General features: G+C 71.6%; 19 protein-coding genes, 1 tRNA gene and 1 pseudogene. 8 read left to right on the top strand and 13 right to left on the bottom strand.

Features of this window, described 5'->3' with window-relative positions; translation table 11 throughout:
- Nucleotides 1–20: 20 nt before the first annotated feature.
- The 3 genes and pseudogenes from CLV56_RS21425 to CLV56_RS04065 form a co-directional block, all read left to right on the top strand.
- A pseudogene (locus CLV56_RS21425) lies at nt 21–278 on the top strand (SDR family NAD(P)-dependent oxidoreductase); the annotation flags it as partial.
- A 166-nt stretch (nt 279–444) separates the two neighbouring features.
- On the top strand, nt 445–828 hold the full coding sequence (locus CLV56_RS21170) for a Rossmann-fold NAD(P)-binding domain-containing protein (RefSeq protein ID WP_245857581.1): 384 nt from the start codon (nt 445–447) through the stop codon (nt 826–828).
- A 173-nt stretch (nt 829–1,001) separates the two neighbouring features.
- Entirely contained in the window at nt 1,002–2,345 is a 1,344-nt protein-coding gene (locus CLV56_RS04065) for an aminotransferase class V-fold PLP-dependent enzyme (protein WP_039345778.1), read from the top strand.
- On the opposite strand, the gene CLV56_RS04070 is transcribed toward CLV56_RS04065, so the two are convergent.
- The gene (locus tag CLV56_RS04070; protein ID WP_100414424.1) at nt 2,293–3,912 is read right to left on the bottom strand and encodes a helix-turn-helix transcriptional regulator; all 1,620 of its coding nucleotides are present in this window, start codon (nt 3,910–3,912) and stop codon (nt 2,293–2,295) included. The genes CLV56_RS04065 and CLV56_RS04070 overlap by 53 nt on opposite strands.
- Before the next feature lie 86 nt (nt 3,913–3,998).
- Here CLV56_RS04070 and CLV56_RS04075 point away from each other — a divergent pair, with 86 nt between their 5' ends.
- Together CLV56_RS04075 and CLV56_RS04080 are read left to right on the top strand one after the other, a co-directional pair.
- Complete coding sequence (locus tag CLV56_RS04075; protein WP_039345781.1) at nt 3,999–4,790, top strand: class I SAM-dependent methyltransferase; 792 nt, start codon at nt 3,999–4,001, stop codon at nt 4,788–4,790.
- A 79-nt stretch (nt 4,791–4,869) separates the two neighbouring features.
- On the top strand, nt 4,870–5,298 hold the full coding sequence (locus CLV56_RS04080) for an SgcJ/EcaC family oxidoreductase (RefSeq protein WP_039345931.1): 429 nt from the start codon (nt 4,870–4,872) through the stop codon (nt 5,296–5,298).
- Between the two features lie 16 nt (nt 5,299–5,314).
- Here CLV56_RS04080 and CLV56_RS04085 read toward each other — a convergent pair whose 3' ends face one another.
- Nucleotides 5,315–5,992: a hemerythrin domain-containing protein gene (locus CLV56_RS04085; RefSeq protein ID WP_211287972.1), complete on the bottom strand. Its 678-nt coding sequence runs from the start codon at nt 5,990–5,992 to the stop codon at nt 5,315–5,317.
- A 122-nt stretch (nt 5,993–6,114) separates the two neighbouring features.
- Between CLV56_RS04085 and CLV56_RS04090 the strand changes: the two genes are divergently transcribed.
- Nucleotides 6,115–6,591, top strand: coding sequence for a hypothetical protein (locus tag CLV56_RS04090; RefSeq protein ID WP_039345783.1), 477 nt, complete (start codon nt 6,115–6,117; stop codon nt 6,589–6,591).
- Between the two features lie 110 nt (nt 6,592–6,701).
- Here the strand turns inward: CLV56_RS04090 and CLV56_RS04095 are convergent.
- Nucleotides 6,702–6,778: transfer RNA gene (locus CLV56_RS04095), tRNA-Met, on the bottom strand.
- A gap of 64 nt (nt 6,779–6,842) precedes the next feature.
- Here CLV56_RS04095 and CLV56_RS04100 point away from each other — a divergent pair.
- The gene (locus CLV56_RS04100; protein WP_100414427.1) at nt 6,843–8,048 is read left to right on the top strand and encodes an AGE family epimerase/isomerase; all 1,206 of its coding nucleotides are present in this window, start codon (nt 6,843–6,845) and stop codon (nt 8,046–8,048) included.
- A 115-nt stretch (nt 8,049–8,163) separates the two neighbouring features.
- Entirely contained in the window at nt 8,164–8,595 is a 432-nt protein-coding gene (locus tag CLV56_RS04105; protein WP_039345786.1) for a universal stress protein, read from the top strand.
- A gap of 51 nt (nt 8,596–8,646) precedes the next feature.
- Here the strand turns inward: CLV56_RS04105 and CLV56_RS04110 are convergent, their stop codons facing one another.
- From CLV56_RS04110 to npdG, 10 genes are all read right to left on the bottom strand, one after another.
- Complete coding sequence (locus tag CLV56_RS04110) at nt 8,647–9,411, bottom strand: 3-hydroxyacyl-CoA dehydrogenase (RefSeq protein ID WP_039345790.1); 765 nt, start codon at nt 9,409–9,411, stop codon at nt 8,647–8,649.
- An 87-nt stretch (nt 9,412–9,498) separates the two neighbouring features.
- Nucleotides 9,499–10,677: a xylose isomerase gene (gene xylA / locus CLV56_RS04115; protein WP_039345793.1), complete on the bottom strand. Its 1,179-nt coding sequence runs from the start codon at nt 10,675–10,677 to the stop codon at nt 9,499–9,501.
- A gap of 32 nt (nt 10,678–10,709) precedes the next feature.
- Complete coding sequence (locus CLV56_RS04120; RefSeq protein ID WP_039345795.1) at nt 10,710–11,714, bottom strand: sugar phosphate isomerase/epimerase family protein; 1,005 nt, start codon at nt 11,712–11,714, stop codon at nt 10,710–10,712.
- Nucleotides 11,711–12,946, bottom strand: a complete 1,236-nt coding sequence (locus CLV56_RS04125; RefSeq protein WP_100414428.1) for a Gfo/Idh/MocA family protein — start codon at nt 12,944–12,946, stop codon at nt 11,711–11,713. Before CLV56_RS04125 ends, CLV56_RS04120 begins: the two co-directional genes overlap by 4 nt.
- A 78-nt stretch (nt 12,947–13,024) precedes the next feature.
- Complete coding sequence (locus CLV56_RS04130; RefSeq protein ID WP_039345798.1) at nt 13,025–14,074, bottom strand: substrate-binding domain-containing protein; 1,050 nt, start codon at nt 14,072–14,074, stop codon at nt 13,025–13,027.
- Between the two features lie 78 nt (nt 14,075–14,152).
- Nucleotides 14,153–15,193: an ABC transporter permease gene (locus tag CLV56_RS04135; RefSeq protein ID WP_100414429.1), complete on the bottom strand. Its 1,041-nt coding sequence runs from the start codon at nt 15,191–15,193 to the stop codon at nt 14,153–14,155.
- The gene (locus CLV56_RS04140) at nt 15,190–16,701 is read right to left on the bottom strand and encodes a sugar ABC transporter ATP-binding protein (protein WP_039345801.1); all 1,512 of its coding nucleotides are present in this window, start codon (nt 16,699–16,701) and stop codon (nt 15,190–15,192) included. The genes CLV56_RS04135 and CLV56_RS04140 overlap by 4 nt, the downstream gene beginning before the upstream one ends.
- Nucleotides 16,702–16,858: 157 nt before the next feature.
- The gene (locus CLV56_RS04145; RefSeq protein WP_100414430.1) at nt 16,859–18,052 is read right to left on the bottom strand and encodes an ROK family transcriptional regulator; all 1,194 of its coding nucleotides are present in this window, start codon (nt 18,050–18,052) and stop codon (nt 16,859–16,861) included.
- Nucleotides 18,053–18,117: 65 nt separating this feature from the next.
- Nucleotides 18,118–19,428, bottom strand: a complete 1,311-nt coding sequence (locus tag CLV56_RS04150) for a chloride channel protein (RefSeq protein ID WP_039345804.1) — start codon at nt 19,426–19,428, stop codon at nt 18,118–18,120.
- A 30-nt stretch (nt 19,429–19,458) separates the two neighbouring features.
- On the bottom strand, nt 19,459–20,139 hold the full coding sequence (gene npdG, locus CLV56_RS04155; RefSeq protein WP_039345807.1) for an NADPH-dependent F420 reductase: 681 nt from the start codon (nt 20,137–20,139) through the stop codon (nt 19,459–19,461).
- Nucleotides 20,140–20,142 lie beyond the last annotated feature (3 nt).

Genomic DNA, 20,142 nt, shown 5'->3' on the forward strand with positions numbered 1-20,142 from the left:
ACGCTCTCGCCGGCAAGACGGTGATCGTCACCGGCGGCACCGCCGGCCTCGGCAAGGCCGCGGCCCGCGACCTGGCCCAGTTGGGAGCCGAGGTCCGCATCGTCGGCCACAGCCCCGAGCGCGCCCGGGCAGCCGCTGCCGAGCTCGCCGCATCCGTGCCCGACGCCTCGATCACGGCGCACGTCGTCGACATGGCCGACCTCGACGACGTCCGGCGGTTCGCCGAGGAGCTGATCGGCCTCGACGTCCGGCTGCACGCGATCCTGCACAACGCCGGCTCCATGCCGCCGGAGCGCACCGAGTCGGCGCAGGGCCACGAGCTCTCCCTCGCCCTGCACGTCCTCGGCCCGCACCTGATGAACCGCCTCCTGGCCCCCCCGCCTCGAGCCCGGCGCGCGCGTCGTCGCCGTGGCCTCCGGCGGGATGTACGCGACGCGGGTGGAGATGGACGATCTCGAGTTCCGCCGCGGCTACTCCGGAACGGCTGCGTACGCCCGTACGAAGCGCATGCAGGTGGACCTGACGCCGTTCTGGAACGAACGACTCACCGACGCCACCGCGCACAGCATGCACCCGGGCTGGGCGGACACGCCGGGCGTGCAGACCTACCTCCCGCGGTTCCGGGCGCTGACGCGGCCGATCCTGCGTACGCCCGAGGAGGGCGCCGAGACGATGGTGTGGTTGATCGCCGCCGACGAACCCGCCCGGCACGGCGGCGCGTTCTGGCACGACCGCCGGATCCGGCCGACGTCCTACCTCGGCCGCAACGAGACGACGGACGACGACAAGCGCCGCCTCTGGGAGTACTGCGAGCAGGCGACGACCTGAGCTCGTGCCCGCCGGCACACCGAGCGACGGGAGCCATCGAGCGCCGAGACAGCGCCAGCACGGGCGATTCTCTCGACGAGATCGGCGCCGGTCCCTACTCTGCGGAGTGGATTCCGGCCGAGGGCCGCGGCCCGGAGCGGGAACCACGGAGCCTGTGACGAGGAGCCTGGACGATGGACACCGACCTCACCCGACGGAGCGTGCTGACCAAGGCCCTGGCGGCCTCAGCGCTGGCAGCGGCTTCGAGCTCGCTGATGGCGTGCTCGGGTTCGGCGGACGATTCCCCGGCCGACGCAGAGCGAGGCGCGACGGACGATCCCCTCTCCCTGTCCACCTGGCAGGACGTCCGCGACTCCTTCCCGCTGTCGACCGAGCAGGCCCACCTCGCGGCGTTCGTCCTCGCGGCCCACCCCGATCCGGTGCGTCGCGCCATCGAGCAGTGGCGGGATGCGCTGGACGCCGACCCCGCGCTGGTGCTCGAGGACGAGCAGGCCCACGAGCAGGTGGCGCGCGAGGCCGCCGCGGCGCACCTGGGCGTCGATCCGATGGAGGTGGCCCTCACCGACAGCACGACCATGGGTCTCGGGACCGTCTACAACGGGCTGCGGCTCCGGCCCGGGGACCGGATCCTGACCACCACGCACGACTTCTACTCCTCGCACGAGTCGTTACGACTCGCCGCTCAGCGCTCGGGCGCGAGGCTCGACGTCGTCACGCTGTACGACGACCCGGCCGACGCCACCGCCGACGAGATGGTGCGACGCGTGGAGCGGGGCATCACCGCCCGCACCCGGGTGGTGGCGCTGACGTGGGTGCACTCCGGGACGGGGGTCAAGATCCCCGTCCGAGCGGTCGCGGACCTCGTCGCCGACGCGAACCGCGGTCGACCGCCCGAGCGCCGCGCGGTGGTGTGCCTCGATGCGGTGCACGGCTTCGGAGCCAGTGCCGAGCGGCCGGCGGACCTCGGCGTCGACGTCTTCATCAGCGGCACGCACAAGTGGCTGTTCGGCCCTCGCGGGACCGGCATCGTGTGGGCGCGGTCGGAGTCCGTCGACGGCGTCCTTCCGACGATCCCGGCCTTCTACGCACCCAGCTTCACCAACTGGATCACCGGCGGATCGGATCCCAGTCCGTTCGGCCTCGCGATGACCGCCGGCGGCTACCACTCGTTCGAGCACCGGTGGGCCCTGCCGCAGGCCTTCGCGTTCCACGACGCGATCGGTGTCGAGCGGATCGCATCCCGGACGACGGAGCTCGCCGGCCGGCTCAAGGAGGGGCTCGCCGATCTGCCGAACGGGCGCCTGGTGACACCCGCCGCTGCCGAGGTCTCCGCCGGGATCGTCTGCTACGAGCTCGACGGCCTCTCGCCCTCGGACGCGGTCGCCACCTTGCGGGAGCGCGATCACATCGTGGCGGGCGTGACCCCGTACGCCACCCCGTACCTGCGGTTCGGCCCGAGCATCGTCAACTCGACCGACGAGGTCGATGCGACGATCGCGGCGGTCGCGGAGCTCTGAGCGGCCGCGTCCTCTGCTCGTGGGGCTCGTCGTGCCGGCGCCAGAGAGCGGCGGCTTCACCGCGGTTGCGTACGCCGAGCTTCGCGAGCACGTTGCTGACGTGGTGGGCCACGGTCTTGCGACTCAGGAACAGTCGTTCGGCGATCTCGGGATTCGTGAGGCCGCTGGCGACCAGGGACAGGACCTCCCGCTCTCGGTGGGTGAGAACACCCGTGGCGCGCGGTTCTGGGACCCCTCGCCCACCGAGTCTGCGCAGCACCGCCGAGGCCCGGTCGGTCTCGCTGCGGGCGTCCAGGGAGACGAGGATCTCTGCGGCTGCCCGACACTCGGCCAGTGCGGAGGCTGGGTCCGACTCGGCCAGCACCTCGGCCAGGGCGACTCCGGTCGTGGCTTGCTCCAACGGCAGCCGGGCGCGAGCAAAGCGACGCACCGCCTCACGCAACAGGTCAGCAGTGTCGGGGGACGCACGCGACGCTGCGACCTGACCCTCGGCAAGCCGCGCGTACGCCGTGAGCGCGGCGCCGACGTCGTGGGTGGTGACCTCGGTCAGCCTCGCCGCAGTGGTGGCAGCATCCTCGGGCTCGTTGCAGGCGATCTTGAGCTCGACGAGCAGGGCGAGCTCAGGGATCACTGCCGGTTCGTCTCTGCGAGGCCTGATCGCGTCCGAGAGCGCCGCCGCCGCGGCCCGACGCTCGATGTCGCTGACGGCCTGCCGCCAGGCGAGCCGTGCCGCAGGGCGGGATGCGAAGCCGTCCTCCCTGCCCTCCTGAAGATGGCGCTCGGCCTCCTCGAGCCGTCCCTGGCGAACGCGCAGCTCCGCCATGCGTGCGCACGCGGCCGGCCGCAGCGCGCGGTACGTCGCGTCGTACAGCTCGATGGCTCGGGCCAGCTCGCGCTCGGCCTCGTCCCACCTGCCGGCGACGGTCCACACGGCGCCGACGTGCATCCGGCAGATCGCCGAGGCCCACGCGAGATCGAGCCGCTGCTCGAGCAGCGTGACCACCCGGTGCCACTCCTCGGCGCGCGGCACGTCCAGCACCTGCTCGCACGCGACCATCAGCTTGCAGAAGATCTCGCCGGCCACGACCGGACTCGTCACCTCGCCGCTGTAGGCGGCCGCGACCGCCTCGTCGAGCAGCCGCATCCCGCGCCCCACCCGACCGCGCTCGACGGTGGCGAGCCCCCGGTACGCCAGGGCGTCGAAGCCCAGGTCCGCGTCGCCGAACGTGGCGGCGGCGCGTTCGGCCACGCCGGTCCAACGATCCCGCTCGCGCGTGTCCGCGGCGTGGAGCGCGCGGGCCAGGGCGACCCAGCCCGCCTCAGCGCAGTCACCGGAAGCGGACGCAAGCCTGATGCCCCGCTCGAGCCATCCCTGCGCCACGGCCTTGTTGCCGAAGAGAGCCAGGTGGTCGAAGGCGATCTGGTACGCCGCCAGCCGTGACGCCGACCGGGTCTCCCCCGCCTGCCGCAGCCGGGTGTACGCCTGCTCGCGAGCAGCCAGCGCCCCCGCGTAGTCACCTTCCGCGGCGCGGGTGTCGGCCACGCTGAGAAGCTCCTCGGCCTCCATCCCGACAGTGTCCCTCGCCGAACATGGGTCACGCGATGGGACGGGTGACCGATCCGTCGAGAGGATCGGAGACCGACGCTGGGGACATGGCGACCGAGCAGTTCATGATCGATGCCGAGCAGGCCGAGGCGTACGAGGAGCGGTTCGTCCCCGCGCTCTTCCGGCAGTGGGTGGAACCCGTCCTCGAGGCGGCAGAGGTCGGCCCCGGGGACCAGGTCCTGGACGTGGCGTGCGGGACGGGCGTCGTGGCGCGCGCAGCGGTGACGTTGGCTGCACCGGGTGGGAGCGTCACCGGGGTCGACCTCAATCCCGCCATGCTTGCTGTCGCGCACCGCGTCGAGCCGCGCGTCTCCTGGGAGCAGGGCGACGTGGCGGCGCTTCCGTTCCCGGCCGGCGGATTCGACGTCCTCACCTGCCAGGCTGCGATCTTCTTCTTCCCCGATCCTGCCGGCGCCCTCGCCGAGATGCGGCGGGTGACCCGACCCGGTGGACGTGTCGTGGTGCACGCCTTCTCGTCGCTGCATGCGCAGCCTGCGTACGGACCCTGGGTGGAGATGGTCACCCACCATGCGGGACCGGAGGCGACCGAGCTCCTGGGGACCTACTGGTCGCAGGGTGATCCGTCGGCTCTGGCCGACTGCTGCGCAGATGTCGGGCTGCGGGTGCTAGCAGTCCGCCGGCACACCCGACCGGCCTTCTTCCCCAGTGTCGAAGCGATGGTGAGGACCGAGGTGAACGCGACGCCGCTTCGGGACCGGCTCGACGTCCCGACCCTCGACCGGATGCTCGTGGAGTCGCACGAGCTGCTCGAGACGTTCGTCGAGGACGGCAGGCTGGTCATCCCCATCGCCGGCTACACCCTCTCGGCCACCCCATGAGGGCCACGTCCGAGCCACGATCGAGCCGGCTCGTCGAAGGCTTGACTTGAAGTGGGCTCGAACTACCACCATGGCCGTCATGACCGCACAGGAAGCACGCACCGAGGCCCCCGATCCGACGCGCGTCGCGGAGCTCGCCGCCCTGCACGCGCTGGTCGCGGCCGTGGAACATGCCCAGCAGAACGAGCTCGTCGACGAGTTCCTCGACCTCTTCCGGGAGGATGCGATCTGGACGACCGGGCACGGCAAGCGGCTGTTCGGGCGCGACGCGATCGCCGAGTTCACCGCCCAGGTGCTCCCGGGCTCCAGCACGCTGGGAACGACCACCTACGAGCTCGAGCACGTCCTGTTCATCCGACCGGACGTGGCGGCGGTCAAGGTGCGCCAGCGCTTCTTCACCGCCGACGGCATGCCCGAGAGCGAGGGATCGCCGATGTACGTCGTCGCCAAGGAAGCAGGTCGCTGGCTGCTCACCGCGAACCAGAACACGCCGGTCCTCTCCACCTGAGGACCGCAGCTCGCCATCAGCGAGGTCGGAGCGCCGCCCGCGTGCGCTCGTAGTGCGCCTTGCCCCGCCAGCGCCACAACAGCCGGACCGGCGCCGGCAGGTGCTTGCGCATCCAGAGATCGCCATCGGGCTGGGCATCCAGGATGGCCCCGAGCTGGTCCCACGTCTGACCCTTGGGCGTCGCCTTGCGCCCGTGCGTGGAGAACCACTGGATCTCCTTCTCCGTGAGCGTCGTCTCCATCGCGGGCACGATGGTCTTCTCCTCGTCGGGCAGGTGCTCCGCGAGCGCCGCGTTGATCCCGCCGAGCGCAGCGAGGACGGCGGCGGGATCCGTGGCGGACGTCCGCCAGGACGGCAGAGCCGCATCGAGTGCATCCAGCTGGACCAGCATCTCGGCATGCTGCGCCTTCATCCGCTCGACGTGCAGCGCGCAGGCCGGCGCGCGCGCTTCGAGTGCCGGCCACAACCGTTCGTCCTCCCCCTCGTGGTGGGCGTGCAGCCCGACGGAGAGCATGGTCAGATGTCGCGCCACCGTCTCGGCGTGGGTCGTGTCGCCCTGGCGTACGCCGCGCACGAGCTCGGGCCCTTCACCGAACCCCGCCCGGAACATCCGGTGGATCTCGGCCATCCCGCTCGCATCGCAGGTCTTCCTCGGTGGGGAGTCGGCGTCGTCAGGCGTGGGCGTGGTGTTCACGATGTCTCCTTCATCGGGCGTGCCGGTCGTCGGCCGGGACCCGCGCGTCCCGCGAGGGTGCGCAGCGATGCCGCGTGCAGCGCTCTTGACTTCACGTCGACTTGAGCTCCTACCGTGCTGCGATGACGACTTCCACGACGGACAACGACGCCGCTCTCGCCCGCCAGGTCGCGGCGTACTGGACACGACGGGCCTACGAGTCCGTCATCACCTTCACTCGGCGGGAGCAACGGCTCCGCGGGTACACGCAACCTCAGTTCTGGCTGCTGCGCCACCTGGATGCGCACGACCTCGCCGAGGACGACCAGGGCGCGACCGTCGCCGAGCTCGAGCACGCGATGGCTGAGTACCTTCGCGAGGAGGACGATCTCGACACCGAGGCCGACACCCTGGTTGCACGGGGCTGGCTGGAGCGCGAGGGAGTCCGGCTGCGCATCACCGAGGCCGGCAAGGCGGGCCGGTTGGAGCTCGCGCGCCACGCACCTGCGATCCGCGCGCTCATCCATGACGGGATCGACGACGCCGACTACGTCACCACGATCAAGGTCCTCCAGCGGCTGATCCACAACACCCGCGAGGACCGCGCCCTCGAGCGGTAGTCGCAGGTCGCCGCAGCGCGATCGTGTGGCACCGGGGACGGCCGGTCGCCCGGACCCGTCGACAGAAAGCAGTCAGGCCCGGAGATCCGTGGATTTCCGGGCCTGACATCTGGTAGCGGGGGCAGGATTTGAACCTGCGACCTCTGGGTTATGAGCCCAGCGAGCTACCGAACTGCTCCACCCCGCGTCGCAAGAACTACAGTAGCCGACGCCCCTGAACGACCCAAACCGGGGTCCCCCGAGGAGCCGCGATGCCTTCCCCGAACGCCCCCTCCGGCCTGCTCACCCCCGAGGGCCTGCGCCTGATCGACTTCGCACGGGCGTCGGCCGCACCGCCGGTCGGCTTCGCCTGGCTCGACGACGACGGCCGCCCGGACCCGAGACAGCCGATCCACACCTGGATCACCACGCGGATGACGTACGTGTTCTCGCTCGCGGCGCTGCTCGACGTCGACGGCGCCGAGGAGATCGCGGCGATCGGGGTCGACGCGCTGCTGGGCCCGCTGCACGACGACCAGCGGGGCGGGTGGTTCACCTCGATCGCGACCGACGGGTCCGGTCCGGTCGATGCGGCCAAGGGGGCCTACCCGCACGCGTTCGTCGCGCTCGCCGCCGGCACCGCGTACGCCGCCGGGATCCCACGCGCCGACGCCCTGGTCGAGCGCGCGACCGACACCTACGAGCGGCGCTTCCTCGACGGCGACGGGCGGGTGGTCGAGTCCTGGGACCGCGGCTTCACGCGCGCCGAGCCGTACCGCGGGGCGAACGCCACCATGCACACCGTCGAGGCGTTCCTCGCGCTCGGCGACGCTCTCGACGAGCCGGCCTGGCACCGCCGCGCGCTCGCGATGGCCGACCACCTGGTCCACGACGTCGCCCGCCACCACGACTGGCTCCTCCCCGAGCACTTCACGCCCGACTGGCAGCCCGTTCTCGACTACAACGTCGACCGCCCGGCCGACCCGTTCCGCCCGTACGGCGCCACGCCCGGCCACCTGCTGGAGTGGGCACGCCTGCTGGTCCAGCTCGAGGCGTCGCTGCCGGAACCGCCGGGCTGGCTCGCCGACGACGCGACCGCGCTGTTCGGCACGGCCGTCCGCGCGGGATGGGAGGTGGACGGCGCGCCCGGGTTCGTCTACACCGTCGACTTCGGCGGCACCCCGGTCGTCCGGAGCCGGATGCACTGGGTGATCGCCGAGGCGATCGCGGCGGCGGGCACGCTGGGACGCCGCACCGGCGATCCGGCGTACGACCGGTGGGCCGCGACGTGGTGGGACTTCACCGAGGAGCACCACGTCGACCGCAGCGGCGGGAGCTGGCACCACGAGCTCGACGCCTCCAACCAGCCGGCGTCGACGGTGTGGCACGGCAAGCCGGACGTCTACCACGCGCTCGGCGCCATCCTGGTGCCACGGCTCCGGCCGGCGCCGTCATCGGCGGTCCAGCTCCGCAGGTGACCGGATCCGGTCAGCGGACCGGACTCGCTGCAACCCGCGTTTGCACTACGCTCACGACCACACGCACGACGACGTACGCAGGCGGCCGCCCCCGGCCGACGAGGAAGGACCACCCATGGACACGATCGTGACCGGTGTCGACGGCAGCGAGACCGCGACCGCGGCAGCCCGTACGGCCGCACGGCTGGCGGTAGCACTCGGAGCGCGCCTGCACGTGATCTCGGCGTACGGCAAGTTCGAGGCCGAGCGCGTGGACACCGCCGGTGAGGAGATCCTGCTCACCACCGAGGCGGCGGCCGACGGCCTCGCGCACGACACGATCCGTGCGCTGCGCCAGGAGTTCCCGGGACTCGACGCGACGGCGGCGCCGGCCGACGGCCAGGCGGCCGACGCGCTCGTCCGCGCGGCCGACGAGCTCAGCGCCAGCCTGATCGTGGTCGGCAACAAGCGCGTCCAGGGTCTTGCGCGCGTCCTCGGCAGCATCGCGACCGACGTCGCGCACAAGGCGCCGTGCGACGTCTACATCGCGCACACGCACCAGCGCTGAGCGTCGTACGGCGCCGCCCCCGGCGTCGCGCCGTACGCCGTCGGGCCCGGCTCAGCGCGGAGCCATCCGGATCGCACCGTCGAGCCGGATCGTCTCGCCGTTGAGCATGGGGTTCTCGACCACGTGGGCGGCGAGCGCGCCGTACTCCGCCGGCTCACCGAGGCGGGCGGGGTGCGGCACCTGTGCGCCCAGGGACGCCTTCGCCTCCTCGGGCAGGCCCGCGAGCAGCGGCGTGTTGAACAGGCCCGGCGCGATCGTGACGACGCGGATGCCGAGCGAGGCCAGGTCGCGGGCGATCGGGAGAGTCATGCCGACCACGCCGCCCTTCGAGGCGGAGTAGGCGGCCTGACCGATCTGCCCGTCGAACGCGGCCACCGAGGCGGTATTGACGATCACGCCGCGCTCCTCCCCGACCGGGTCCGAGGTGGCGATCCGGGCCGCGCCGAGCCGGACCACGTTGAACGTGCCGATCAGGTTGATCTCGATGATCCGCTGGAACGCCTCCAGCGGGTACGGGGCTCCGTCACGACCCACGGTCTTGATCGCGTCACCGGTCCCGGCGCAGTTGACGACGACCCGGAGCTCTCCCACCTCGGATGCGGCGTCCACGGCCGCCTGGACCGCGTCCTCGTCCCGGACGTCGGCCTCGACGAAGCGCACGGCCTCCCCGAGCTCCTTCGCCACCGTCGCACCCGGGGAGCCGGGCAGGTCGGCGATCACGACGCGGCCGCCCTTCGCGAGCAGGGCCTCGACGGTCGCCCGCCCGAGCCCGGAGGCCCCTCCGGTGACGAGGGCGACGGTGTTGTGGATCTGCATCGGGGGCCTCCGTAGATTTTTAATCAAGATTCGAAAGAGAACCTACGGTCGGGCTGCGCGACTGTCAACCAGGTCGACCGGTACGTCTCAACCGATCAGGTGGCGCACGGCGAGCTGGTGCAGACGCACGAAGCCGAAGTCGCGCTCCGCCGCGACCGCCGGGTCGACCTCGTCGTCCGACGCGACGAGCTGCGCCGCCGTCTCCCCCGGGCCCAGGGTGGGGCGCGCGAGATCGGTCACGCCGGCGTACGTCATCGCCTTGTTGACCTCCGGATCGGCGCGGAACGCCCGTGCCCGCTCGGCGAGCATCAGGTACGTCTCCATGTTCGCCGCCGCCGACGCCCACACACCGTCGAACCCCTCGGTCCGCGACGGCTTGTAGTCGAAGTGGCGGGGCCCGGCGTAGCGCGGCGCGTCGGGATGTCCCGGTAAGCCGTTCTCGAGCAGGTCGACGGTGAAGAACGCCGACATCAGGTCGCCGTGCCCGAAGACCAGGTCCTGGTCGTACTTGAGACCGCGCTGGCCGTTCAGGTCGATGTGGAACAGCTTGCCGCTCCACAGCGCCTGGGCGAGCTGATGGGTGTAGTTGAGGTTCGCCATCTGCTCGTGGCCGGTCTCCGGGTTCAGCCCGACCAGGTCGGCGTGGTCGAGCTCGGCGATCAGCGCCAGCGCGTGCCCGACGGTCGGCAGGAAGATGTCGCCCCGCGGCTCGTTCGGCTTCGGCTCGAGCGCGATCCGCAGGTCGTAGCCCTGCGACAGGATGTAGCCGGCGACCGTGTCGAGACCCTCCTTGTAGCGTTCGAGCGCGCCGTAGACGTCCTTCGAGCCGTCGTACTCCGAGCCCTCCCGCCCGCCCCACATCACGAACGTCGTGGCGCCCATCCACGCGGCCACGTCCACCGCCCGCAGGATCTTGCGCAGCGCGAACCGTCGTACGCCGCGATCGTTGCTGGTCAGCCCACCGTCCTTGAAGACCGGGTGGGTGAACGTATTGGTGGTGACCATCTCGATCACCAGCCCCGCCCCGTCGGCGGCGTCCTTGAGCCGACCGAAGCGCTGCTCGCGGGTCGCCTCGTCGGAGCCGAACGGGACGACGTCGTCGTCGTGGAACGTGATCCCCCACGCCCCGAGCTCGGCGAGCCGCCCGACGTACTCCCAGGGGTCCAGCGCCGGCCGGGTCGCCGTGCCGAACGGGTCGACACCGGTCCATCCCACCGTCCACAGGCCGAAGGAGAACCGGTCCTCGGCCGTCGGCATCCTCGTCATCGTGCCTCCTGGCATCTGGTCGCTGGGTCGGGTCAGTCGGTGGCGAACGCGGCGTCGAACGCCGCCTCCGGCGGGTCGAACGCGAGCCGCCGCACGAACTCCAGCGCCTCCGGCGCCCCGACCAGGCGGTCCATCCCGGCGTCCTCCCACTCCACCGAGATCGGACCCTCGTACCCGATCGAGCTCAGCGCGCGGAAGCACCGCTCCCACGGCACGTCGCCGTGCCCGGTGGAGACGAAGTCCCAGCCCCGGCGCGGGTCCGCCCACGCCAGGTGGGACCCCATCCGACCGTTCCGCCCGTTGCCCGTCGCCTTCTTCGCGTCCTTGCAGTCCACGTGGTAGATCCGGTCGGCGAAGTCGAGGATGAACCCCACCGGGTCGAGGTCCTGCCACACGAAGTGGCTCGGATCCCAGTTCAGTCCGAACGCCTCACGGTGCCCGATCGCCTCGAGGGTCCGGACCGTCGTCCAGTAGTCGTACGCGATCTCGCTCGGGTGCACCTCGTGAGCGAACCGCACTCCGCACTCGTCGAAGACGTCCAGGATCGGGTTCCAGCGGTCCGCGAAGTCCGCGTACCCCGCATCCACCTGCTCCTGGCTCACCGGCGGGAACATCGCGACGTACTTCCAGATCGACGACCCGGTGAACCCGATCACCGTGTCCACACCCAGCCGCTGCGCCGTCCGCGCCGTCAGCTTCATCTCCTCGGCGGCGCGCTGCCGCACGCCCTCGGGGTCGCCGTCGCCCCACACGTTCGCCGGCAGGATCGCTCGGTGCCGGTCGTCGATCGGATCGTCGCAGACCGCCTGCCCCTTCAGGTGGTTGCTGATCGCCCACACCTTCAGGCCGTACTTCTCCAGCATCGCGAGCTTCGCCTCGACGTACGCGTCGTCCGTGGCCGCCTGCCACGGATCCAGGTGGTCGCCCCAGCAGGCGATCTCCAGACCGTCGTAGCCCCACCCCGAAGCCAGCTTGCACACCTCCTCGAACGGCAGGTCCGCCCACTGCCCGGTGAACAGCGTGATCGGTCGGCTCATGTCTCGATCCTCTCCTTCGGCGTCATGGTGTCGCGGGCGTCCAGGTCCGGCACCTCGGCATCGACCCACCGACCGGACTGCGCGCTGGTCACGACCGCGTCGAGCACGGTCTGCACCTGCAGCCCGTCGGTGAACGACGGGAGGGGCTGGGACCCTGCGGCGATCGCCTCGACGAGGTCGACCACCTGATGGGTGAAGCCGTGCTCGTACCCGAGCCCGTGCCCGGGCGGCCACCACGCCGCGAGGTACGGATGGGTCGGCTCGGTGACGACGACCCGCGTGAACCCCGCGACCTCGGCCGGAGCGCCCGCGTCGTAGACGTGCAGGACGTTCATGTCCTCGAAGTCGAAGGCGAGGCTGCCGTCGGTCCCGTTGATCTCGATCCGGATCGCGTTCTTGCGACCGGAGGCGTAGCGGGTCGCCTCGAAGACGCCCATCGCACCGCTGTCGAACCGAGCGAGGAACGTCGCGGCGTCGTCGACCGTGACCGTGCCGGTCGCGCCACCGGCGGCTCCCGTCCCGGTCAGCCCGCCGACCCCGTCGTCGGGCCACGGACGCTCGGTCACGAACGTCTCGAGCCGGCTCGTCACGCTGGCGACCCGGTCGCCGGTGATGAACTGCGTCAGGTCGACGATGTGGGCGCCGATGTCGCCGAGGGCCCCCGAGCCGGCCCTCTGCTTCTCGAGGCGCCAGCTCATCGGGGCGGCCGGGTCCGCCAGCCAGTCCTGGAGGTACTGCGCGCGGACGTGCCGCACGGTCCCGATCCGGCCCTCCTCGACCAGGCGGCGCGCGAGCGCGATCGCAGGGACCCGACGGTAGGTGAAGCCGACCATCGCCCACACGCCGTCCCTCGCGGCACGGTCGGCGGCCGCGGCCATCGCCCGGGCCTCGTCGACCGTGTTGGCCAGCGGCTTCTCGCACAAGACGTGCTTGCCTGCCTCGAGCGCCGCGATCGCGATCTCGGCGTGGGTGTCGCCGGGCGTGCACACGTCGACCAGGTCGACGTCGTCGCGCTCCAGCAGCCGGCGCCAGTCCGTCTCGACCTCGGGCCAGCCGAGCCGGTCGGCCGCTGCTCGGGCTCGGCCCTCGTCACGGCCGCACAGGACCCGCATGTCGGGCGTCAGCGGCAGGTCGAAGAAGCGGTGGGCGTTGCGCCAGGCCTGGGAGTGCGCCGCGCCCATGAAGGCGTAGCCGACCATCCCGATCCCGAGCGCGGGTCGTGAGCTGTCCATCTGCGGTCCTCTGCTTCGAAGGGAGGCTGCCCGCCGGTCGTCGTCGCCCGGCGGGCAGCCGCTGGCACACCCCGAGGGTCAGGAGTCGAAGCAGAGGTCGCGGTACTCGTCGACGTTGTCGGCGTCCACGACCGGTGCGTTCAGCACGACCCGCTTGGGGACCTCGACCTGGACCAGGTCGGACATCCCCTTGTCCTGCGCGATCAGGCGAGCCAGCTTGATGCCGTCGGCCGCCTGCGTCGGCGGGTAGATGACGGTGGCCTCCATCTCGCCGTTCTCGATCCAGTCCATCGCGTTGCAGGATCCCGCACCGCCGATGAAGGAGAACTCGTCACGGTTGGCGTTCTCGAACGCGGCCTTGACGCCGACGCCCTGGTCGTCGTCGTGGTTCCAGATGATGTCGATCTGCGGCGCGGCCTGGAGCAGGTTCGCGGCCTGCTCCTCACCGGACTCGACGGTGAACTCGGCCGCGACGCGGTTGTCGACCGTCTGGTCGCACGCCTCGAGGGCGTCGGCGAAGCCCTGCGACCGGTCCTGGGTCAGCGGGAGCGAGTCGATGCCGGCGATCTCGGCGATCACCGGGTCCTGGAGATCGTTCTCCTCGACCAGCTCGCACGCGTACGTGCCGGCCGAGACGCCCATGCCGTAGTTGTCACCGAGGATGGTCGTCCGCGCTGCGAACGGCGAGGAGAACTCGCGGTCGACGTTCACCACCGGGATGCCGGCGTCCATCGCGCGGGTGGCGACCTGGGTCAGAGCGGCGCCGTCGGTCGGCAGCAGCACGATCGCGTCGACCTCGTCGTTGATGAACGTCTCCACCTGCGCGATCTGCTGGCTCGGGTCGTTGGTGCCCTCCGCCATCTGGAGATCGATGTCGTCGTACTCGTCGGCCTCCGCCTGCGCGGTGCTGTTGATCGCGCCGAGCCAGCCGTGGTCGGCCGCCGGGCCCGAGAACCCGATCACGACGGTGTCACCGGTCTCGTCGTTGTTCGAGACCGCGGTGTTGCCACCGTCGTCGCCGTCGGAGTCTGAGGTGTTGCCCGTGCACGCCGAGACGAGGAGCAGCGCGGAGAGACCGGCTGCGGCGCTCGCCGCGATGCGGCGTCGGGGGGTCTTGTGGGTGGTCATGGTCGGCTCCTTGCCTCGGGTGGTGCGATCGGTGGGTCGGGATCGGTGGTCGGGTCGTACGTCCGGGTCGGTCGGCGGTCAGGTCCGCGTGTCGCTGCGGCGGGCGAACCGCTGCTGGAGCAGCACGGCGACGACGATGATCACGCCCTTGGCCACGGCCTGCGCCGAGCTGGACAGGTTGTTGAGCGTGAACACGTTGGACAGCGTCGTGAAGATCAGGACGCCGAACACGGTGCCGGTGACCGTGCCGCGACCGCCCGCGAGCAGCGTGCCGCCGATGACGACGGCGGCGATCGCGTCGAGCTCGTAGAGGGTGCCGTGGGTCGACGTCCCGGTGGTCGTGCGCGCCACGATCATCACCGCCGCGATGCCGCAGCAGGCACCGAGCAGCACGTAGAGCAGGACGGTGTGGCGACGCACGTTGATGCCGGCGAGGCGGGCCGCCTCCGGGTTGCCGCCGACGGCGAACGTCCGGCGGCCGAACGTCGTACGGTTCAGCAGCACCCAGCCGAGGGCGGCGACGACGGCGAAGATCAGCACGAGCATCGGGATCCCGAGCACCGAGCCGCGGAAGAAGTCGACGAAGTCCCGATCGGTCACGATCTGGGTGCGGCGGTTCGCGATGATCTCGGCCAGGCCGCGGGCACTCGCGAGCATCGCGAGCGTGGCGATGAACGGGACGACGCCCCCGTAGGCGATGAGCAGGCCGTTGATCAGCCCGCACCCGATGCCGACCGCGAGGGCGGTCGTCACGATGATGATCCAGTGGGTGTCCTCGGCGAGGGTCTGCGTCGCCAGCGTCGTCGCCCACACCGACGCGAGCGCGACGATCGCGCCGACCGACAGGTCGATCCCGCCGCCGGTGATGACGAACGTCATCCCGATGCTGACGACCCCGATCACCGACGCGAGCCGCAGGATCGTGAGCATGTTGTCGACGTCGGCGAACTGGCTGCCCGCCGTCGCGACCCCGACGCCGCAGAGGATGAGGAGGGCGACGACGAGGCCCAGGTTGCGCCCGACGGAGGAGCCCGCGAGCAGGCCGAGGCGCGCTCGCGGTGTCCTCGGAGGTGAGCCTCCGGCCTGGTCGTCGACCGTGGTCTGGCTGTGCTCGCTCACGCTGCGTTTCCTTCCATCACCATGTCGAGCACCTGGTGCTCGTCGATCTCGTCGGCCGGGCCTTCGTGCACGACGCGTCCCTCGGCGACGACCAGGACGCGGTCGGCCAGCCCCAGCACCTCCTCGAGCTCCGACGACACGACCACGACGGCGACGCCGCGCTCGGCGAGGGACCTCACCAGTGCGTAGATCTCGCTGCGCGCCCCCACGTCGACGCCGCGGGTCGGCTCGTCCAGGAGCAGCACGCGGCAGTCGCGCAGCAGCCACCGGGCGAGCACGACCTTCTGCTGGTTGCCGCCGGAGAGGGTGCCGACCGGCCGCTGGACGCCACGGGGGCGGACGTCCAGCGACGCGGTCAGGTCTTCCGAGGCGCGCCGCTCGTCGGCGGAGTCGAGGAACCCTCCGGTCGAGAACCGCGCCAGGCTGGCGAGGGTGATGTTGCGGTCGACCGGCTGGTCCAGCAGCAGGGCCTGGGCCTTGCGCTCCTCGGGCGCCAGCCCGACGCCGGCCTTCACCGCCGCGGGCACCGAACCGGCGCGCAGCCGCCGCCCGTCGACCCGGACACGGCCCCCGGATGCCCGGCGGGCTCCGTAGACGGTCTCGAGGATCTCGGAGCGCCCGGCCCCGACCAGCCCCGCCAGGCCGACGATCTCGCCGGCCCGGACCTGCATCGACACCCCGGAGAACGTGTCGGCGAGTGCCAGGTCCTCGACCTCGAGCACCACCGGCGCGTCCGCGGGAAGCGGCACGCGCTCACCGAAGACGTACTCGATCTCGCGTCCCGTCATCAGGTGGATCAGCTCGGAGGTCGGCGTGGTCTCGACCGGGAGGCCGCTCGCGACCGTACGGCCGTCCTTGAGCACGGTGACCCGGTCCCCGACCCGCCGGATCTCCTCGAGGCGGTGGGAGATGTACACGACGGCGACGCCCTCGGCGGTGAGCTGCTCGATGACGCGGAAGAGGTTCTCCACCTCCTGCTGGTCCAGCACCGCCGACGGCTCGTCCATGACGATCAGCCGGCTGTGGTGGGACAGGGCGCGGGCGATGCTCACGATCTGCTGCCCCGCCGCCGGGAGCATCCCGACCTCGCGGTCCACCGGGATCTCGTCGTGGCCCATCCGCGCGAGCAGCTCGCGCGTGGCGCGGCGCATCTCGGCGCGACCGATGAAGCCGGCGCGTGCGGGCTCGTGCCCGAGGTGGACGTTCTCGGCGACCGACAGGCCCGGGACCATGTCGAGCTCCTGGTAGATCGTGGAGATCCCGTGCTCGATCGCCGCGAACGGGGTCGACATCGTGACCGGCTCGCCGTTCCAGCGCAGCTCGCCCTCGTCAGGCTGGTGGGCGCCGGAGAGCACCTTGATCAGCGTCGACTTGCCGGCACCGTTCTGCCCGAGCAGGCAGTGCACCTCGCCCGGCCTCACGTCGAGGTCGACGCCGTCGAGGGCCCGTACCCCGGGGAACACCTTGACGATCCCGTGCATCTCGAGGATCGGCCCCGTCGCCTCCATGCGCCCCCCTGGACGTGATGTGGATCACTGTGAGAGCGAGGCTAAGGACCGGATACGCAAGTGGGCAACACTCTTTCGCAAGAAACTTGCGAAAGTTACCGTTGCGTGACCTTCACCGCACCGCGTTCCGGATGCGGGGAGCTGCGCCGCCGCCGACTCAGGGCGCGTCGTAGACCGCGTCGCTGATGAGACGCGCCGCCCCGACGACACCGGCGTCGTCACGAAGCTCGCTCAGCACCACCGGGAGGTTGCCGGTCGCCAGCGGCAGCGACTGCCGGTAGACCACGCTGCGGATCTCGGCGAGCAACGGGTGCCCCAGCGCCGACAGACCGCCACCGATCACGATCAGGTCCGGGTTGAAGAACGACGTCAGGCTCGCCAGGACGGAGCCCACGCGTCGACCGCCGTCGACCACGAGCCGCCGCGCGGTCGCGTCACCCTGCGCGACCGCCTCGCCGACGTCCTCGGCCCGCAGGCCCCCCTCCGCCGCGAGCCGTGCGGCGAGCACCTCGGAGCGCCCGTCGCGCGCTGCGGCTGCAGCATCCCGGGCCAGGGCCGCACCACCGAAGGTCGCCTCGAGGCACCCCACGCGCCCACAGGCGCACACGGGACCGGACGGCGCCACGCCGATGTGCCCGATGTCGCCGGCGCAGCCGTCGGCACCACGGTAGAGCTGACCGTCCACCACGATCCCGCACCCGATGCCGGTCCCGATCTTCACGAAGAGGAAGTCGCGTGCACCCCGCGCGACCCCGTTGTGCTGCTCCCCCAGCGCCATGACGTTCACGTCGTTGTCGATCAGCACCGGGGAGCCGAGCTCGCGCGAGAGCGCGTCCCGTACGGGATAGCCGTCCCACCCGGGCATGATCGGCGGCGAGACCGGCACGCCGGCGTGGAAGTCGACCGGCCCGGGCAGGCCGATCCCGACCCCGGCCGGACGCTCGACCCCGTCCTCGGCCAGCAGCTTGCGGGTCAGGGCCAGCGCGTCCGCCAGCACCAGCTCCGGGCCGCGGCGCACGTCGCTGGGCTGGCTCGTCCGCGACAGCACCGTGAGGCGTCCGTCCGTGACGGCGACGTGCACGGACGTCGCCCGCACGTCGATCCCGACGAACCTCAGCCGCCCGTCGAGGTCGACCATCGTCGAGCGACGACCGCCCCGGGACGCGGCCGGCCCGGCGTCCTCGGCGAGCCCGAGGTCGACCAGCCGGCTCACCTCCGCCGCCACGGTCGTCCGGGAGACCGCGAGGCGGTCGGCCAGGTCGACCCGCGACATCGGGCCCTCGTCGCGGACCAGACGCAGGATCCGCGACTGGGTCGGCGTCTCGGCTCGTCCCGCCAGCGTGTGTGCCACGGTGCTGATGGTGCCACGCGCTCGTGCGCCGTGCCACGGCCCCGGCTCGTCTCTCGCCGGTGTCGTCAGGTCCCCGTCGGCTGCCCGGTCCGTTGCTCGGCGCGGCGACCGCGGCGCTCGGCCATCTCCACCAGGACCCCCGAGCCCGTGATCGCGATGTACGACGTCAGCACCGCGAGCCCGATCGGCGCCGTCTGGAGCGGACCGAGCTCCATCATCAGCGCGGCGAGGAGCACCAGCGTGAACGGCGCCGCCACGATCGCCCCGGGCAACGCCGCGAACACGCACGAGAAGGCGAGCGCCAACGGGAGCTCGGGGAACATCAGGTGCACGGCGTACCCGAGCGTGCCACCGGCGAACAGCATCGGGAAGAACGGTCCCCCGATGAACCCGGAGCCGATGCTGACGGCGAACGTCACCATCTTCGCGAGCACGACGACCAGCAGGAAGCCGGCTCCGAGGGTCGCGCCCGACTCCACCACGGTGTCGAGCTGGTGGCTCCCGGTGAACAGCGTCAACGGAACGACGACCGCGACCAGCCCGAACGCCGCGCCCCCGATCGTCGGGCGGAGGATGGTCCGGCCGTCGAGCGGCGTGAGCAGCCACTTCACCACGGCCGTCATGACGGCGAGCACGATCGCGGCGACCGCGGCGACCAGCCCCAGCCCGACACCGGCCAGCAGGTGCCAGTTCTTGTACTCGTAGTCGGGCACGTCGTAGATGCCGAGGAACGTGGCCCCCGCGATCGGGTAGAAGACAGCGAACCCGACCGAGGCCGCGGCCAGGCTGCCGAACAGCGCGTGCAGCATCCGACGGCGGTGCGGACGCGCGAGCTCGATCACGAGCATCGCCGCCAGGAACGGTGAGGCGAGCAGACCCCCGAACGCACCGGAGATCCCGGTGAGCGTCGTCGCCTTGCGCAGGTCCTCGTCGACGTCGTCGCGACGCTCGGCAACCCACGTCCCGACCCCGCCGCCCAGCGACCCGAGCGCCGCCTCGGGCCCGAGGCTCGCTCCGCCGACCAGCGAGACCGCCGAGACCGTCACCGTCGCGGGGACGGAGCGAGGCTCGACCCGCTCCTCGGCCAGCTCCTCGGTCAGACCCGGGACGTGCGCGGGCATCTTCAGGACGTGCCGCAGCACCCCGACGGCGAGACCGGCCCCGGTCGTCACCGCCACCCACCACCAGTGACCGCCCCACCAGCCGTCATCGGCAGGCTCGCCCCAGAAGTCCCCGCCCTCGACGATCGCGAGGAACACGAGACCGCCCAGAGCGAGCACGACGCCGAAGACGACGGCGTCGCGCATCAGAACCCAGAACGACCTCGACCGAGCCAGCGGGGCGAGCTCGATGTCACCGATCCGTTCCTCGACCACCGGATCCCCTTCCGACGACGGCGCGCTGACTCAGACGTCGGTGACCCGCAGCCCCGCGTGTGCCTTGTAACGCCGGTTGACGCTGATCAGGTTAGCGGTCAGGGCCTCCACCTGGAACGCGTTGCGCAGCCGGCCGCCGTAGATCCCGCGGACGCCGGGGATCGTCGCCGCCAGGTCCTGCACGAGCGTCGTCGCCTCGCGCACGTCCCCGAGCACCAGCACGTCGGTGTCGACGCTGGTCACCTCGGGATCCTCCAGCAGCACGGCGCTCACGTGATGGAACGCGCCGACCACGGTCGAGTCGGGCAGCAGGAGCTCCGCCTGCTGCGCTGCCGACCCCTCCGGGACCGGCAGGGCGTACGCACCCTGCTTGTCGAAGCCGAGCGCGTTGACGCAGTCGACGACCACCTTGCCGGCGAGCGCGGGCGCGACCTCCTTCAGGAGCGCGGCGTGGCCGTCGTAGGGCACCGCGACGACGACGACGTCACCGGCAGCCGCGGCATCCTCGTTCGCCGCGCCGGTGACCGTGCCGCCGGTCGCCGCTGCGAGGTCCTCCGCGGTCTGCTCGGCGCGGTCGGCCGCGCGGCTCCCGATCACGACCGGGAGGCCGGCCGCCGCGAACCGCCGCCCGAGACCACGACCCTGCGGACCGGTGCCACCGAGCACCGCGATCGTCAGGCCCTCGAGCGACTCCGGAATCTGCTGCGCCATGCC

This window comes from Mumia flava (genome assembly GCF_002797495.1).
GTDB classification, from domain to species: domain Bacteria; phylum Actinomycetota; class Actinomycetes; order Propionibacteriales; family Nocardioidaceae; genus Mumia; species Mumia flava.

Coding starts and splice junctions, on each gene's coding strand:
- CLV56_RS21170 (WP_245857581.1), top strand. CDS start 445: ATGGACGATCTCGAGTTCCGCCGCGGCTACTCCGGAACGGCTGCGTAC.
- CLV56_RS04065 (WP_039345778.1), top strand. CDS start 1,002: ATGGACACCGACCTCACCCGACGGAGCGTGCTGACCAAGGCCCTGGCG.
- CLV56_RS04070 (WP_100414424.1), bottom strand. CDS start 3,912: ATGGAGGCCGAGGAGCTTCTCAGCGTGGCCGACACCCGCGCCGCGGAA.
- CLV56_RS04075 (WP_039345781.1), top strand. CDS start 3,999: ATGGCGACCGAGCAGTTCATGATCGATGCCGAGCAGGCCGAGGCGTAC.
- CLV56_RS04080 (WP_039345931.1), top strand. CDS start 4,870: ATGACCGCACAGGAAGCACGCACCGAGGCCCCCGATCCGACGCGCGTC.
- CLV56_RS04090 (WP_039345783.1), top strand. CDS start 6,115: ATGACGACTTCCACGACGGACAACGACGCCGCTCTCGCCCGCCAGGTC.
- CLV56_RS04100 (WP_100414427.1), top strand. CDS start 6,843: ATGCCTTCCCCGAACGCCCCCTCCGGCCTGCTCACCCCCGAGGGCCTG.
- CLV56_RS04105 (WP_039345786.1), top strand. CDS start 8,164: ATGGACACGATCGTGACCGGTGTCGACGGCAGCGAGACCGCGACCGCG.
- CLV56_RS04110 (WP_039345790.1), bottom strand. CDS start 9,411: ATGCAGATCCACAACACCGTCGCCCTCGTCACCGGAGGGGCCTCCGGG.
- xylA (WP_039345793.1), bottom strand. CDS start 10,677: ATGACGAGGATGCCGACGGCCGAGGACCGGTTCTCCTTCGGCCTGTGG.
- CLV56_RS04120 (WP_039345795.1), bottom strand. CDS start 11,714: ATGAGCCGACCGATCACGCTGTTCACCGGGCAGTGGGCGGACCTGCCG.
- CLV56_RS04125 (WP_100414428.1), bottom strand. CDS start 12,946: ATGGACAGCTCACGACCCGCGCTCGGGATCGGGATGGTCGGCTACGCC.
- CLV56_RS04130 (WP_039345798.1), bottom strand. CDS start 14,074: ATGACCACCCACAAGACCCCCCGACGCCGCATCGCGGCGAGCGCCGCA.
- CLV56_RS04140 (WP_039345801.1), bottom strand. CDS start 16,701: ATGGAGGCGACGGGGCCGATCCTCGAGATGCACGGGATCGTCAAGGTG.
- npdG (WP_039345807.1), bottom strand. CDS start 20,139: ATGGCGCAGCAGATTCCGGAGTCGCTCGAGGGCCTGACGATCGCGGTG.